The organism is Gardnerella vaginalis, assembly GCF_001546485.1.
Taxonomy (GTDB): Bacteria; Actinomycetota; Actinomycetes; order Actinomycetales; family Bifidobacteriaceae; genus Bifidobacterium; species Bifidobacterium vaginale_D.
In genome coordinates this window covers 1-15,483 of record NZ_KQ956856.1, presented here as the reverse complement: position 1 = coordinate 15,483, position 15,483 = coordinate 1, and the positions used below count along the sequence as shown (strand labels likewise).

The 15,483-nt window shown below is 46.2% G+C and carries 19 protein-coding genes and 1 pseudogene; all 20 read left to right on the top strand.

Going from position 1 to position 15,483, the window contains the following annotated elements; all coding sequences use genetic code 11:
• Positions 1 to 931: pseudogene (locus HMPREF3208_RS06780) on the top strand (hypothetical protein); the annotation flags it as partial.
• Between the two features lie 192 nt (positions 932 to 1,123).
• On the top strand, positions 1,124 to 1,417 hold the full coding sequence (locus HMPREF3208_RS03480; protein ID WP_032814922.1) for a metal-sensitive transcriptional regulator: 294 nt from the start codon (positions 1,124 to 1,126) through the stop codon (positions 1,415 to 1,417).
• A 6-nt stretch (positions 1,418 to 1,423) separates the two neighbouring features.
• Positions 1,424 to 2,080, top strand: coding sequence for a YigZ family protein (locus HMPREF3208_RS03475; protein ID WP_016636480.1), 657 nt, complete (start codon positions 1,424 to 1,426; stop codon positions 2,078 to 2,080).
• Positions 2,081 to 2,276: 196 nt separating this feature from the next.
• Positions 2,277 to 2,909, top strand: coding sequence for a hypothetical protein (locus tag HMPREF3208_RS03470; protein WP_016636482.1), 633 nt, complete (start codon positions 2,277 to 2,279; stop codon positions 2,907 to 2,909).
• A gap of 164 nt (positions 2,910 to 3,073) precedes the next feature.
• Positions 3,074 to 5,239, top strand: a complete 2,166-nt coding sequence (malQ, locus tag HMPREF3208_RS03465) for a 4-alpha-glucanotransferase (RefSeq protein WP_016636483.1) — start codon at positions 3,074 to 3,076, stop codon at positions 5,237 to 5,239.
• Between the two features lie 249 nt (positions 5,240 to 5,488).
• Positions 5,489 to 5,938, top strand: a complete 450-nt coding sequence (gene rplM / locus HMPREF3208_RS03460; protein ID WP_016636484.1) for a 50S ribosomal protein L13 — start codon at positions 5,489 to 5,491, stop codon at positions 5,936 to 5,938.
• A 17-nt stretch (positions 5,939 to 5,955) separates the two neighbouring features.
• The gene (gene rpsI, locus HMPREF3208_RS03455; protein WP_016636485.1) at positions 5,956 to 6,444 is read left to right on the top strand and encodes a 30S ribosomal protein S9; all 489 of its coding nucleotides are present in this window, start codon (positions 5,956 to 5,958) and stop codon (positions 6,442 to 6,444) included.
• 453 nt (positions 6,445 to 6,897) lie between these two features.
• Entirely contained in the window at positions 6,898 to 9,603 is a 2,706-nt protein-coding gene (adhE, locus tag HMPREF3208_RS03450; RefSeq protein WP_016636486.1) for a bifunctional acetaldehyde-CoA/alcohol dehydrogenase, read from the top strand.
• Between the two features lie 363 nt (positions 9,604 to 9,966).
• Positions 9,967 to 10,275: a 30S ribosomal protein S10 gene (gene rpsJ / locus HMPREF3208_RS03445; RefSeq protein WP_003808013.1), complete on the top strand. Its 309-nt coding sequence runs from the start codon at positions 9,967 to 9,969 to the stop codon at positions 10,273 to 10,275.
• Positions 10,276 to 10,289: 14 nt separating this feature from the next.
• On the top strand, positions 10,290 to 10,940 hold the full coding sequence (gene rplC / locus HMPREF3208_RS03440; RefSeq protein WP_016636487.1) for a 50S ribosomal protein L3: 651 nt from the start codon (positions 10,290 to 10,292) through the stop codon (positions 10,938 to 10,940).
• Between the two features lie 5 nt (positions 10,941 to 10,945).
• Complete coding sequence (rplD, locus tag HMPREF3208_RS03435) at positions 10,946 to 11,611, top strand: 50S ribosomal protein L4 (RefSeq protein ID WP_016636488.1); 666 nt, start codon at positions 10,946 to 10,948, stop codon at positions 11,609 to 11,611.
• 5 nt (positions 11,612 to 11,616) lie between these two features.
• Positions 11,617 to 11,913, top strand: a complete 297-nt coding sequence (gene rplW, locus HMPREF3208_RS03430; RefSeq protein WP_064347255.1) for a 50S ribosomal protein L23 — start codon at positions 11,617 to 11,619, stop codon at positions 11,911 to 11,913.
• Positions 11,914 to 11,947: 34 nt separating this feature from the next.
• Positions 11,948 to 12,778 (top strand): 50S ribosomal protein L2, encoded by an 831-nt coding sequence (gene rplB, locus HMPREF3208_RS03425; protein WP_016638107.1) that lies wholly within the window; start codon positions 11,948 to 11,950, stop codon positions 12,776 to 12,778.
• A 15-nt stretch (positions 12,779 to 12,793) separates the two neighbouring features.
• Positions 12,794 to 13,072, top strand: coding sequence for a 30S ribosomal protein S19 (rpsS, locus tag HMPREF3208_RS03420; protein WP_004114357.1), 279 nt, complete (start codon positions 12,794 to 12,796; stop codon positions 13,070 to 13,072).
• A 16-nt stretch (positions 13,073 to 13,088) separates the two neighbouring features.
• Positions 13,089 to 13,448: a 50S ribosomal protein L22 gene (rplV, locus tag HMPREF3208_RS03415; protein ID WP_004105510.1), complete on the top strand. Its 360-nt coding sequence runs from the start codon at positions 13,089 to 13,091 to the stop codon at positions 13,446 to 13,448.
• A gap of 2 nt (positions 13,449 to 13,450) precedes the next feature.
• A complete protein-coding gene (rpsC, locus tag HMPREF3208_RS03410) occupies positions 13,451 to 14,266 on the top strand; it encodes a 30S ribosomal protein S3 (protein WP_016637764.1) in 816 nt (271 codons plus the stop codon).
• A gap of 4 nt (positions 14,267 to 14,270) precedes the next feature.
• The gene (gene rplP, locus HMPREF3208_RS03405) at positions 14,271 to 14,690 is read left to right on the top strand and encodes a 50S ribosomal protein L16 (RefSeq protein WP_004109684.1); all 420 of its coding nucleotides are present in this window, start codon (positions 14,271 to 14,273) and stop codon (positions 14,688 to 14,690) included.
• The gene (gene rpmC / locus HMPREF3208_RS03400) at positions 14,690 to 14,941 is read left to right on the top strand and encodes a 50S ribosomal protein L29 (RefSeq protein WP_016637767.1); all 252 of its coding nucleotides are present in this window, start codon (positions 14,690 to 14,692) and stop codon (positions 14,939 to 14,941) included. Before rplP ends, rpmC begins: the two co-directional genes overlap by 1 nt.
• Positions 14,942 to 14,943: 2 nt before the next feature.
• Positions 14,944 to 15,210, top strand: coding sequence for a 30S ribosomal protein S17 (rpsQ, locus tag HMPREF3208_RS03395; protein WP_004114365.1), 267 nt, complete (start codon positions 14,944 to 14,946; stop codon positions 15,208 to 15,210).
• Positions 15,211 to 15,300: 90 nt separating this feature from the next.
• Positions 15,301 to 15,483: uL14 family ribosomal protein (locus HMPREF3208_RS03390; RefSeq protein ID WP_196488958.1), on the top strand; the 183-nt coding region annotated here is incomplete at its 3' end.

Genomic DNA, 15,483 nt, shown 5'->3' with positions numbered 1-15,483 from the left:
TGAGGATCCTAAGCCTGACAAGAAACCGAAGCATGAGGATCCTAAGCCTGAGTCTAAGCATGAGGATCCGAAGCATGAGAAGACTAAGCCTGGTGTGAAGCATGAGGATCCTAAGCCTGACAAGAAACCGAAGCGTGAGGATCCTAAGCACAAGGGTACTAAGCCTGAGGTGAAGCATGGAGAGACTCATTCTGATAAGAAACCGAAGCATAAGGAAAAGCCTAGAGTGAACTCTGATGTAAAGTCCGAGGAGAAGCCGGTTGAGTCTGCTACTGATAGTAAGGGTGGTGAGTCTAAGTCAAATCCAAAACCTGCCCATACTTCTGATAAAGGTAAAATCTCTCATAGCAACAGTAATAAACAGTTTGATTCTGAAAATGATTCATATGATATTGAGACCTCAGATAACAATGATTCTGTTTATGTAGTTAATAATCAGACTTGTGATTTTGGGAATACGGATAATTCTGAATGTACTGTGGAGGATATTCTAAATTCAGAAAATGCAGCAACCAGTGATTCTTCTCATGGTGAACAGTTGCAAGGATCTCATGAGAAAAACAATGCCAATGCTGATTTTACTACTGTTGACACTATTGATACTGAAATTGACAAGAATGCTAATGATAGCAACAATAGCAAGCGCGATGATAAAACCATTAATAGTGACAATCGCAACAATGTTCATAGTGTAAGTGGTGGTAACAACTCGAATAGCGGTAATAGTAGTGCGCAAACGAGTTTAACTCCAACATCGCTTGCTACTACTGGTGCTCCAGCTATGGTTGTAATGGCACTAGCATTTATTACGCTCACATTTGCTAGCGGACTATCATTAGGACGTTTTGTGACTATTATTCCTCGTCATAAGAATAGATCTTCACGAGCTCGACATGGTGATGTACTACCAATGAGGCGTAGATTTGTATAAGATATCAATTAAAGACTGAAATATGGCGCATTAATCTGCTGTTTGTTTACAGAATATAAGGTTGATGCGCCATTTTTCCGTATTGTTAGATAAAATTTGCATAGAGTTGCAAAGAAAAATATTTTGTACTAGCTTTGGACATAATGTTATAACATTGTGGTGCTTTATTCTGGAGGATTGGGGAAAGTAGCAATGAGTGATTATGATATTGATAAGAAGAAGTTGCTTGTACGCCTACATCGTGTGCAAGGTCAGCTTATAGCAATCAATACTATGATTGAGCATGATGCTAAATGCCAGGATATTCTTATGCAGCTGTCTGCTTCGACTGCTGCATTACATTCTCTAGCTGTGGTCATAGCGCGTGAGAGTGTGAATAATCGAATACATCGTGCAACGCAAGTTGGTACGAGTAAAGCTGCAGAGGATGCTATGGGTGACGTCTCTGAGATTATCAATCGATTATTGCGTTACGAAAAGGCTTAATAACACTTGTTAGATTTGCGTAAAGATTTGCATACTGTTCATGAATTACCATCTCAGCCAGCGCATGCAGCTTTTGTAGAAAAAAAGTCGGAATTTATTAGTGATATTTGCCATATTACTTCGCTTGGTGAGGTTGCGTCTTTTATGCAATCGATGCGCATCCAGCACCCTAAAGCTCGACATATTGCTTATGCGGCAGTTTGTGGTGCATCAGATTCTCAATTTTGTGAACGAATGAGTGATGATGGTGAGCCATCGGGCACAGCTGGAAAACCTATACTAGATGTTTTACGTGCATCGAATTTAACTGACTGCGTGATAACAGTGACTCGCTATTTTGGTGGTATCCTCCTTGGTTCTGGTGGTTTGACTCGTGCTTATGCCCGCGCTGCGAGTATGGCTGTATCGTCTGCGCGAATAGTTGATATTATTTCTTGTACCAGTTTTATTTGTAGTGTGCAATATACACAATTGCGTATGTTAGAACAAATAATACGTCAAGTAAGAGGAATAATTGACGAGGAAACTTTTGGTGCTGAAATTTCTATTAGAATAGCCATTCCTACGTTAAGATCAGAAGAATTTTTACGTATGGTACAAAACGCATTTTCTGGTGCTCTTAAGCCAAAAGCAGATGGAGAAATAAGAAGAATCCGTGCGTAATGAAGCTACGGTATAGGATCTATAAGCTGCAGTATGTTTGTTTATTCAGTTAACTGCTATACATACTATTGTGTCGATAAAATATGGATACTGTGTGTATGAGCATGCGTTTGTCTATGAGTATCAATGGCATGTTTACATCGGTATTGGTATATGTGTTGCGATAAGTCGTGCATAAGCGTTACAGGTGATTTTCATGAATAAAACTAATGAACAGCAGACGAATCAGGATGAAGCATATGAGCCTTTAACTACAGTGTATGAACATTTACGGCATAGCAAAGATTCTGCAGAATTGCATGAATTTGCAAGGCGTGAGTTACCGGATCGTTCTGATCAGGCTGCATTTTCTCGTGCCACGTCTTTGTTGGAAGCTGTTGCTGGTAATGCGAATACTCCAGAAGAGGACCGCATTTATTTGGCTACTGTAATGCCATTTCCGAATATACTAGTGAAACTTTCAGAAGATGCTGCAGATAATGTTCGCTTAGCTGTTGCGAAAAATCGTGATGCTAAAAATTGGTTAGTAGGAAGACTTACTAAAGATCCAAGTCCTGCTGTTCGTGATGCAGCATTGTGCAATCCAAAAGCATCTTGGAAAATGCGTTTAGAAGGTGCAGAATGTGATGGAGTTGGTGCAGAAACTTTGCAATATCTCGCTTCTCTTGGTGTAAGTATTGAGGAAAATGCTCCCCAAGTATTGGCTGTAATGGTTCGTCGTGCTGTTGCTTTAAATCCTGGTGTTCCACAAAATGTTTTGCAAACTCTTTGCAGTGATAAAGCAGAGGATGTGTCATTGGCGGCGCGCAGTCGTTGCTCACGTGAATAGCTACATGTATATTAACTGTTGTTAGCTATGTAAACATATGTCGGCAATATGTTTGAAATAATTGAACTTGTTGCTTATGTCGATAGTAATCGTGGATTTGCGTGTATTGTGCGAAAGTTCACAATTCTTCGATATCGGACTTGATATAGATTACGGTGGAGTATATGAACAATACAACGGAAGAAGTGACCGCAATGACGCCTCTACACCGTCTCGCCGAATTGATGGGTGTTGGTGTGCGCTTTACTGGTTCAGATAATAAAGAACACGAAATTCAAGATAACGTATTAGTGTCTGTTTTGGGTGCACTAGGTGTAGATGCTTCTAGCGATGATGCAATAGAAAAATCAACGCAAAATATTTTGGAATACCGTCACAGCAGGATTATTGCCCCAACGGTTCTGCATACTGTCGGTATTTGTGATGAAGTGCCTGTAAATACCGGAATACTTGAGTATCCGGTAGCAACTTTGACGTTGGAAAATGGTGAACCATACAAAGGTGACTTAACGATTGTCCCTAATGAGAATGATGTAGCATATCCTGTAAATGGCAAATTTGTAGCAACATCTTTATTGAAGATTCCTGAAGATGTGCCAATGGGTTATCACACATTGTGTGTAAAAATTGGTGACCGACAAGAGGAAGCAACACTCATTAGTGCTCCAGAAAGTATTTCTACGCTGGATTCCCTTGAACCTAATGGTGAACAGCTTTGGGGATGGATGGCTCAGCTTTATTCAATTCGTTCTTCTCAATCTTGGGGTGTTGGTGATTTTGCTGATTTGGCAACGCTCCTTACTCAAGCTAAACAAAAAACTGGTGCTGATTTTATATTAATTAATCCAATGCATGCTGGTGAGCCTGTAGCTCCGTTAACACCATCGCCATACCTGCCAGTTGCTCGTGGCATGGTGAATGTAACGTATATTCATCCAGAAAGCATTCCAGAATATGCAACATTGGATAATAAAACTCGCGATGAAATTGATGATTTGCACGATCAAGTAGAACCGCTTAATAACGATGCACAAATTATTGATCGCGATGCTATGTGGCGTGTAAAAATGCGTGCATTATGGCTGATTTTCAAAGCCGGTATGTCTCAAGAGCGTGCTCGTGTATTTGATGAGTTTAAGCAAGAAATGGGTGATCGACTTGAGTCTTATGCTACGTGGTGCTTGTGTTACGACAAGTGGGGTGCTCCAAAGGGTGATGATTGCTGGGAGCGTGTTCTTACTAAGAATTCTGATCAGGTACGCGAGCTAACTGAGCATTTTCCAGATACGCTTGAATTTTATCGTTGGCTTGAGTGGATTGCTTTCGCGCAGTTGCACGACGCTCAAGTTGCTGCTCGTGATGCTGGTATGAAAATTGGTATTATGTCCGACATGGCTGTTGGCGTGCATCCAGCAGGATCTGAAGTTTGGTGGAACCCTGAGCGTTTTGCTAATGGTGCCACTGTTGGAGCGCCGCCTGATTACTTCAATCAACAAGGCCAGGATTGGTCTCAGCCTCCTCTGCACCCGTTCGAACTTGAGCGTACAGGGTTCCGTACATATCGGGATATGGTTCATGGCATGTTTGCTTCAGCTGGTGCTGTGCGAATTGATCACATTCTTGGACTTTTCCGCTTGTGGTGGATTCCAGAAGGTTCAGCTCCAAGCGGTGGTGCTTACGTTTATTACGATGCAGACATTATGCTTGGCATTTTAGCAGTCGAAGCTGCTCGAGCTCACGGTGTAGTTGTTGGTGAAGATTTGGGTGTACTACCAGCTAATGCTTTAGAAGTATTACGTAGGAAAGCTGTGCTTGGTTGCACTGTTGCATGGTTTGAGGAACGTGATGGAGAGTTCCGTATGCCTCAAAAGTGGCGTGAAATGACGCTCGCTTCTGTCAATACACACGATTTGCCACCTGCTGCTGGTTACTTGCGTTATGAGCAGGTTAATATTCGCGAGCGTTTGCACTTGCTTACGGGTTCTGTTGAAGAATTTCGTGCTGGCGCTGAAGCTGAGCATCGCGCTATGCTGCGTATGCTCGTAAAAGGTGGATATTTAGATGCTCAGCTGCTTGCTGACGAAGCTGCTCATACTCAGGAAATCGTGGAAGCTTTGTACCGCGCTTTAAAGGCTGCTCCTTCCAGATTGCTTGCTGCTTCTTTGGTTGATGCAGTTGGTGAGTATCGAGCACAAAATCAGCCTGGTACTAATGATGAATACCCGAATTGGCGTATTCCGCTAGCTGATGCTGATGGCAATCCTGTGTCTTTGGATACTATGTTTGATTTGCCTCGAGTGCAATCACTTTCTGCAATTATGAATGCATGATGTTTTGTTAAGTGAGCTGTTAGGTGACTATGTTGCAATTCGTCGTAGCCTCATATAAAAATAGACACTTGCGAGTAGTCGCCTGTTAGCGATATACTTATAGATTGTTGTGTTTCCCTAAGGGGTCCTTCAAAGCGCTTTTCCCACTCGCCATCGAGGACTTTCAGGGAGCCCACGGATTATGAGCACGTGTTTTCTTAAAACCGAGGAAATATAATGCTCGAAACACAATAGAGAAAAGGTACGATTGTGAAGACTTTCACACCGAAACCAGCAGATTTAACTCATGACTGGTACATTATCGATGCCACTGACGTGGTACTTGGTCGTTTGGCTTCTCAGGTAGCAATTTTGCTGCGTGGTAAGAATAAGCCAACGTTTGCTCCTCACGCCGATTCAGGCAATCACGTTATTATTATTAACGCTGAAAAGATTGCTTTGACCGGTAACAAGTTGAGCAAGGAATTGTATTCCCATTCTGGTCGTCCAGGTGGCCTTCGTCGTGACAGCTATGCAGAGCTTTTGGAGAAGAATCCAAAGCGCATCATCATGGCTGCTGTCAAAGGCATGCTTCCAAAGAATCGTCTTGCTAAGGTGCAGCTTGATCGCCTTCGTGTGTTCACTGGCGCTGAGCATCCGCACACTTCGCAGAAGCCACAGGTCTTCGAGATCGCTCAGGTCTCTCAGCAGGCTAAGTGAGATCAAGGAGAATAGATATGGCAGAAAATAACAACTCCGCGGTTCTTGAAAACGAAGAAGAACTGACTAGCTACACCACTGAAACTAACGCTGGTGCAGGCACTGGTACTTCCGCTATTGAGCCAGGCTACGGCACTGGTCGTCGTAAGGAAGCTGTTGCTCGCGTGCGTTTGGTTCCAGGCTCCGGCAAGTGGACCATCAATGGCCGCACTTTGGAAGAGTACTTCCCATCCCGCCTGTTGCAGCGCGAAGTGAATTCACCAATCGTGTTGCTCAAGCTTGAAGGCAAGTTTGACGTTGTTGTTCTCGTGGACGGCGGCGGCACTACCGGCCAGGCTGGTGCTATTCGTTTGGGCGTGGCTCGTGCTTTGAACGCTATCGATCGTGATGCAAACCGTATTGCTTTGAAGAAGGCTGGCTTCTTGACCCGCGACGCTCGCGTTGTGGAACGCAAGAAGGCTGGTTTGCACAAGGCACGTCGTGCACCTCAGTTCTCGAAGCGTTAAGTTTCGCGAATTTATATGTTACAAAATGGCTTCTGGCTTTTGCTTGAAGCCATTTTTTGTACTTAGATTAGATTTGATAAAGTATTAGCGCGGAATGCTATAAGATAAGCAATTTCACTCTCGCAACAAGTCTAAGAAACTGCGTATATATACGTTACATTACCAAATAAATTACCTATTATTAATTTTGTTAAAAATAGTTTATAACTAACATCTAAACTTAACATTCTAGAAAATTTACTTGATAATCGAACATAAATAATTACAAATGTGCACAAATATCAAACATTAGAGGATAAACCTCGCTCATAAATAGCGCAACTCGCTTCAAATATAAGAAAGTACACCAAAGGGGATAAATTGTGACTTGTATCACATATTTGCGTGAACAATAATCGGCATGCTGATAATTTGCTATGAATACCGTTGGTGGAAAGATCGAGGAGGATACTCATGGTTGAGGCACAACATCAAGCCGAAGCTGGTAAAACTAATGAGGTTGACGATACTGTGTTAGCTGCACAGCAGGAAGTTGATCAGCTTGTTACAAAAGCAACTCATGCTTTAGATGAGTTTGAGAAGCTCAATCAGCAACAGATTGATCATATCGTCGCTAAAGCTTCCGTTGCAGCGCTCAATAAACATTTAGTACTGGCAAAAATGGCAGTTGATGAAACTGGTCGTGGTTTAGTTGAAGATAAAGCAACGAAAAACATTTTTGCATGTGAACATATTACGCATTATTTAGCTGGGCAGCGCACGGTTGGGATTATTCGCGAAGATGACGTGTTGGGTATTGATGAGATTGCTGAACCAGTTGGTATTGTTGCTGGCGTAACTCCAGTAACTAACCCAACTTCTACAGCTATTTTTAAGTCGCTTATTGCACTTAAGACTCGTTGCCCAATTATTTTTGGATTCCATCCTTTCGCTCAAAAGTGTTCTGCTGAAGCAGCTCGCGTTGTGCGTGATGCTGCTGTAGCTGCTGGCGCTCCTAAGGATTGTATTCAATGGATTGAGCACCCTTCTATTGCGGCTACTGGTGCCTTAATGAAACATCCGAAGATTGCAACGATTCTTGCAACCGGCGGACCTGGAATGGTAAAGGCAGCTTATTCTTCCGGTAAGCCTGCGCTTGGTGTAGGTGCTGGAAACGCTCCAGCGTATGTTGATGCTGATGTTGATATCGCTCGTGCAGCTAACGATTTGATTCTTTCTAAGCATTTTGATTACGGCATGATTTGTGCAACAGAACAAGCTATTATTGCGCATACGGATGTTTATGATCCTTTGCTTCGCGAATTAAAGCGCCGTAAGGCTTATGTTGTAAATGCTGAGGAAAAAGCAAAGCTTGAGCAGTACATGTTTGGCTGCACATCATATTCTGGTCAAACTCCAAAGTTAAATTCAGTAGTTCCTGGTAAATCTCCACAATATATTGCGCACGAAGCTGGTTTTGAAATTCCAGAAGATGCAGTGATTTTGATTGCCGAGTGCAAAGAAGTTGGCGAAATGGAGCCGCTTACCATGGAAAAGCTTGCTCCTGTGCATGCAATGTTGCGAGCAGAAAATAAGGAGCAAGGCTTTGAAATGTGCGAGCAAATGCTTGTTCATGGAGCCGGTCACACTGCTGTAATTCACACGAATAATCAAGATCTTGTGCGCGAATACGGTGTTCGTATGCATGCTTGCCGTATTATTTGGAATTCTCCAGGATCTCTTGGTGGTGTAGGCGATATTTACAATTCGATTGCTCCGTCGCTTACGCTTGGCTGCGGTTCATACGGTGGCAATTCTGTTTCCGGCAACGTACAAGCTGTAAATCTTCTTAATATTAAGCGAATCGCACGAAGGAATAATAACATGCAATGGTTTAAGATTCCGGCTAAAACATATTTTGAGCCGAATGCTGTTCGTTATTTGCGAGATATGTATGGTATTGAGCGCGCAGTTATCGTGTGCGATAAAGTTATGGAACAGCTGGGAGTAGTCGATAAGATTATTGATCAGTTGCGTGCGCGTGATAATCGTGTTACTTTCCGCATTATTGATTACGTTGAGCCTGAGCCAAGCGTGGAAACTGTTGAGCGCGGTGCTGAGATGATGCGTGAGGAGTTCCAGCCGGATACCATTATTGCTGTTGGCGGCGGCTCTCCAATGGATGCTTCGAAGATTATGTGGCTTATGTATGAGCATCCGGAGATTTCTTTCGCTGATTTGCGCGAAAAGTTCTTCGATATTCGTAAGCGTGCTTTTAAGATTCCACCTCTCGGAAGTAAAGCTAAGTTGGTGTGCATCCCAACTTCTTCCGGAACTGGTTCCGAAGTTACGCCATTTGCGGTTATTACTGATCACAAAACTGGTTACAAGTATCCTGTAACTGATTACGCTTTGACGCCTTCTGTTGCCATTGTTGATCCTGTGCTTGCTCGCACTCAGCCTCGTCGCTTGGCTTGCGATTCTGGCTTTGATGCTTTGACTCATGCTATGGAAGCTTATGTGTCTGTTTACGCAAACGATTTCACAGACGCAATGGCATTGCACGCAGCTAAACTTATTTGGGAGAATCTTAGCGATTCTGTTAATGCTGAGGATTCTCAGCGTAAGATTGAAGCACAAGAAAAAATGCATAATGCTGCAACTATGGCTGGCATGGCTTTTGGTTCAGCGTTCCTTGGTATGTGCCACGCTATGGCTCATACTATTGGTGCATTGTGTCATGTGGTGCATGGTCATACGAATGCAATTCTGTTACCATATATTATTCGTTACAATGGTCGTATTCCTCAAGAGCCAACAAGCTGGCCAAAGTACAACCGTTATATTGCGGTTGAGCGTTATCAAGAACTTGCTAAGAATCTGGGTATTAATCCAGGCAAGACTCCAGAAGAAGGTGTGGAAAATCTTGCACATGCTGTAGAGATGTATCGTGATCAAAAACTTGGCATGGATGCTTCATTTAAAGCTTGTGGTGTAGATGAAGAGTATTACTGGTCGATGCTTGATCACATTGGCATGCGTGCATACGAAGATCAATGTGCTCCTGCAAATCCTCGCATTCCTCAGATTGAGGATATGAAAGATATTGCTATTGCTGCATATTATGGTGTTTCACAAGAAGAAGGTCATCGTCTGCGTATAGAGCGTGAAACAAAGTAATTGTATATATTATTCGCAAATAATCTACTAAGTACGACATTGGTATATATCATAAAATTAATGTGTATTTAGTTGCTGATGGCAGAGATTGCACTAGCTGTGGTCTCTGCCATTTTTGTTGAAAAATAACCGACACGCCCGATTTTTGTTAATCCAAGGTTGATGGTTTAATTGTTCAGTTGCCTGTTTTAAGGCTCGCATATTGAATCAAAAAAAGCGAGCGCAGAAGCGAAAACTTTTCATGAGAATGAGTTTTTGTGGCTGCGCACTGATGTGGAATGACTTTTTAATGTCTATTCTCGCCGGTGTCCTTGAATTCAGGTTGGTAAACAGTAAACGAATCGCTAGAAAGGGCGGACGGCAATGGCGGGACAGAAAATCCGCATCAGGCTTAAGTCCTATGACCATGAGGTCATCGACCAATCGGCGAAGAAAATCGTCGAGACGGTGACGAACGCGGGCGCCACAGTAGTGGGTCCGGTTCCTCTGCCGACCGAGAAGAACGTGTTTGTTGTTATCCGTTCTCCTCATAAGTATAAGGATTCTCGCGAGCATTTCGAGATGCGCACTCATAAGCGCCTCATTGACATCGTAGATCCAACGCCAAAGGCTGTGGATTCTTTGATGCACATTGACCTGCCTGCGGATGTAAACATCGAGATCAAGCTGTAGGAAGGGGGAGAATAATGTCGCAGAATAAGAATCGCACTGCATTGCTCGGTCGCAAGCTGGGTATGTCGCAGGTTTGGGATGAAAACGGCTTCTTCGTCCCCGTAACGCTGGTTGAGGTTGCTACCAATGTAGTTACCGCTGTAAAGACCGTAGAATCTGACGGCTATTGCGCTGTTCAGCTCGGTTATGGCCAGATTGATCCTACCAAGGTGACTAAGCCATTAGCTGGTCATTTTGCAAAGGCTGGCGTCACTCCTCGTCGTCACCTCGCTGAGGTACGCACGGAGAACGCAGCAGAATATCAGCCAGGTCAAGAATTGACTGCTGAAGTGTTCGCTGAAGGTTCTGAAGTAGATGTCACTGGCACTACCAAGGGTAAAGGCTTTGCTGGCACAATTAAGCGTTGGGGCTTTAAGTCCTATCGTCGTACTCACGGCTCGCACAAGAATGAACGTCGCCCAGGTTCTGTGGGCGCTTGCGCAACTCCAAGCCGCATTTTGAAGGGCAAGCGTATGGCTGGTCGCATGGGTCATGTGACCTCCACTGCACTCAACCTCACCATCGTTTCTTCGGATGTCGAGAATGGCATTCTCGCTATTAAGGGCGCTGTTCCAGGTCCTAAGGGTGCAATCGTTCTCGTCCGTTCGGCAGTGAAGGGAGCCTGATAACTATGGCAAACGTAACTCTGAACGTCACTGATACCACGGGTAAGGTAAACGGCACTGTTGAAGCTCCTGCTGATATTTTCGGCATCTCCAACGAAGACGTTTTGGCTCACGGCCCATTGGTTCATCAGGTCGTAATCGCTCAGCTTGCTGCTGCTCGCCAGGGCACTCATGCTGTGAAGAATCGTGCTAATGTTTCCGGTGGCGGTAAGAAGCCTTGGAAGCAGAAGGGCACCGGTCGTGCTCGTCAGGGCTCCATTCGTGCTCCACAGTGGGTACATGGTGGTGTTGTTCACGGTCCAGTTCCTCGTAAGTACGATCAGCGTACTCCAAAGAAGATGAAGGCAGCTGCTCTTCGTTATGTTCTTTCGGATCGTGCAAATGCTGGACGTATTGCTGTAGTTGATTTTGGTATTAAAGATGTTCCATCTACCAAGGCAGCTGTTGCAGCACTTACTCCTGTGACTAATAACCAGTTCACCACTGTTGTGCTTTCTCGTGAAAATATCAACGAGTGGATGTCTGTACGCAATATTCCAACGGTGCATGTGATCTTTGCTGATCAGCTTAACACCTACGATGTTGTTACAGCTCAGTACGTCGTCTTCTCCAAGGAAGGTTTTGATGCCTTCGTTGCTGCTAAGACCGAGCCTGTCGTTAAGGAGGCCTGATTTCAATGGTCGCAGTCCATAACCCAGCATATGACGTAATTCTCAAGCCAGTTGTTTCTGAAAAAAGTTATGCAGCTTCTGATCGTGGTCAGTACACTTTCGTAGTGGCTCCAGATGCTAACAAAGTTCAGATTAAGCAGGCTATCGAAGAAATCTTCAAGGTCAAGGTGACAAACGTTAACACTTTGAACCGCGCTGGCAAGTTGAAGCGCTCTCGCACCGGTTTCGGCCGTCGTGTAAATCAGAAGCGTGCTATTGTCACCGTGGCTGAAGGTCAAACGATTGACATCTTTGGTAACTGAAGGCTAGCCGAGAAAAGTAAAGGAATACTATATTATGGCTATCCGCGTTTATAAGCCGACGACTGCAGGCCGTCGCAACGCTTCGGTTTCGGATTTTGCCGAAATTACGCGTTCTACGCCTGAAAAATCGTTGGTACGCAAACTCAGCAAAACTGGTGGTCGTAATTCTTACGGCCGCATGACTTCTCGCCATCGCGGTGGCGGTCACAAGCGTCAATACCGTCTCATCGATTTTAAGCGTTGGGACAAAGATGGCGTGCCAGCAAAGGTTGCTCATATTGAGTATGACCCTAACCGTTCCGCTCGCATCGCATTGCTGCATTACGCAGATGGTGAGAAGCGTTATATTATCGCTCCTGAAGGCGTTGCCCAGGGTGATGTTATTGAGACTGGTGCTCAGGCTGATATTAAGCCAGGTAACAACCTGCCTCTTAAGAACATTCCAACCGGTACTGTGGTTCATGCAATCGAGCTTCGTCCACTTGGTGGCGCAAAGATTGCTCGTTCTGCGGGTGCAGCCGTTCAGCTCGTAGCTAAGGATGGTGCTTATGCTCAGTTGCGTATGCCATCTGGTGAAATTCGTAACGTAGACGCTCGTTGCCGCGCTACGATTGGCGAAGTTGGTAATTCCGATCATGCCAATATTGAGCTTGGTAAGGCTGGTCGCGCTCGTTGGCTTGGTCGTAGACCAATCACACGAGGCGAATCCATGAACCCTGTGGACCATCCACATGGTGGTCGTACCCGTGGTGGCAAGCCGCCAGTTTCTCCATGGGGCAAGGGCGAGGTTCGTACACGTCGTCCAAAGAAGGCTTCGAACAAGATGATTGTTCGTCGTCGCCCGAATGGTAAGAACCGCAAGTAAGGGAGTGTCGAATAGATGACTCGTAGCATCAAGAAGGGCCCTTTCGTCGACGCCCACTTGCAGAAGAAAGTCGACGAGCAAAACGACAAGGGCACGCATAACGTCATTAAGACGTGGTCGCGTCGTTCGATGATCACTCCTGATTTCATTGGACACACCTTTGCCGTACATGATGGCCGTAAGCATGTGCCGGTATTCGTTACCGAAGCCATGGTTGGTCATAAGCTCGGTGAGTTCGCCCCGACCAAGACCTTTAAGGGTCATGTGAAGGACGACAAAAAGGCACGCCGCTAAAGGAGAGTTAGGACACATGGAAGCTAAAGCAATCGCTCGTCACGTCCGCGTGACGCCGCGCAAGGCTCGCCGCATGGTCGACCTCATCCGAGGCAAGCGTGCAAGCGAAGCTATTACCATTTTGAAGTTTGCTCCCCAGGACGCATCTCTTCCGGTGCGTAAGGTTCTTGAAAGCGCGATCGCTAATGCTCGCGTGAAGGCTGAAAAAGCCGGTGAACCATTCCGTGAGCAGGACTTGGTCATCAAGGAAACCTATGTGGATGAGGGCGTAACGTTGAAGCGTTTCCGTGCTCGTGCACAAGGTCGCGCTGCACGCATTAACAAGCGTACCAGCCATATCACTGTTATCGTCTCGCTTAAGGAAGGAGCCCGCTAAAGATGGGTCAGAAGATTAATCCTTTCGGCTATCGTTTGGGCATCACTGAGAATCATCGTTCTAAGTGGTTCTCCGACTCCAACAAGACTGGCGAGCGTTATCGTGACTTCGTCCTTGAGGATGACAAGATTCGCAAGGAAATGAGCCATGACCTCGAACGTGCAGGCGTGTCTCGCGTTGTTATTGAACGTACTCGCGATCGTGTGCGTGTTGATATCCACACCGCTCGTCCAGGTATTATTATCGGTCGTCGTGGCGCTGAAGCTGAGCGCGTTCGTGCAAAGCTTGAGAAGCTCACAGGCAAGCAAGTACAGCTCAACATCTTTGAGGTGAAGAATGCTGCACTTGACGCTCAGTTGGTTGCTCAGGGAATTGCGGAGCAGTTGACAAACCGCGTTACATTCCGTCGCGCTATGCGTAAGGCACAGCAGGACGCTATGCGTGCAGGTGCCAAGGGTATCCGTATTAAGCTCTCTGGTCGCCTTGGTGGCGCCGAAATGAGCCGTTCTGAGTTCTATCGTGAGGGTCGCGTTCCGCTGCAGACCCTTCGCGCCCTGATTGATTATGGCTTCTTTGAAGCTAAGACCACTTACGGCCGTATTGGCGTTAAGGTCTGGATTTACAAGGGTGATATGACCGAGCGTGAGTTTGAAGAGCAGCAGGCTCAGCAGGGTAAGCGTGAAGGTCGTCGTGGCGATCGTCGTCCACGCCGTGGCGCACGTCCTGCTAACCAGCAGAAGGCTGCTGAAGCAAAGGCTGAAAAGCCAGCTGAAGCTGCAGCTGCTGAAGCTCCTGCCGCAACGGAAACGAAGGAGTGAGCAGATGCTTATCCCAAAGAGGACTAAATATCGTAAACAGCACCGTCCTACCCGTAGCGGCATGTCTAAGGGTGGCACTGAGATTGCTTTCGGCGATTTCGGTATTCAGGCGCTGGCTCCGGCCTACATCACTAATCGACAGATCGAGGCAGCTCGTATCGCAATGACCCGCTACATTAAGCGTGGCGGTCGTGTGTGGATTACGATCTTCCCAGATCGTCCATTAACCAAGCACCCGCTTGGTGCGCGAATGGGTTCCGGTAAGGGTGCTCCAGAATTCTGGATTGCCAACATTCACCCAGGTCGCGTAATGTTCGAGATCGGTGGTGTTTCTGAGGACATCGCTCGCGAGGCTTTGCGTCGCGCTATCGATAAGCTCCCAATGAAATGCCGTGTTATTGCGCGTGAAGGCGGTGACATCTGATGCCAGTCGGAACTGCAGACTACACCATCAAGAATTTGAGCGAGAAGACTAATGCTGAGATTGAAGGCTTCTTGAAGAAGTCTAAGGAAGAGCTTTTCAACTTGCGCTTCCAAGCAGCAACCGGTCAACTCGAAAATAGCGCTCGCCTCAAGGCGGTCAAGCACGACATTGCCAGGATGTATACTATCCTGCGTGAGCGTGAACTCGGCATCAGCCAAGAGCCTGGCGCCACTGAGGTCAAGGAGAAGTAAGCATGGCTGAGAACCAAGAGCGCAACTTCCGCAAGGTTCGTCGCGGCTACGTCGTGTCCGAGGCCATGGACAAGACGATTGCCGTTGAGCTGGAGCAGCGTTCGACACACCCGCTTTACGGTAAGGTCGTTCGCTCCACCCGCAAGGTCAAAGCCCATGATGAACACAACGAGGCACATATTGGCGACCTCGTGAGTATTATGGAAACTCGGCCACTGAGCAAGACCAAGCGTTGGCGTCTCGACTCGATTATCGAGCGCGCCAAGTAAACAAGTTCGGCAAGGCTCCGCGCTTCACCTGTGTCTGCTTTTTGGCAGGCACAGGTGAGTGGGGAGAACCAGCTCGGCTAAGGAGAATCAATGATTCAGCAGGAAACGCGGCTTCATGTCGCCGACAACACGGGTGCCAAGGAATTGCTTGCCATCCGCGTGCTCGGTGGATCGAAGCGACGCTATGCCGGCATCGGCGACATCATCGTCGCCTCCGTCAAGGACGCGATCCCTGGCGGGTCGGTCAAGAAAGGCGACGTAGTTAAGGCTGTC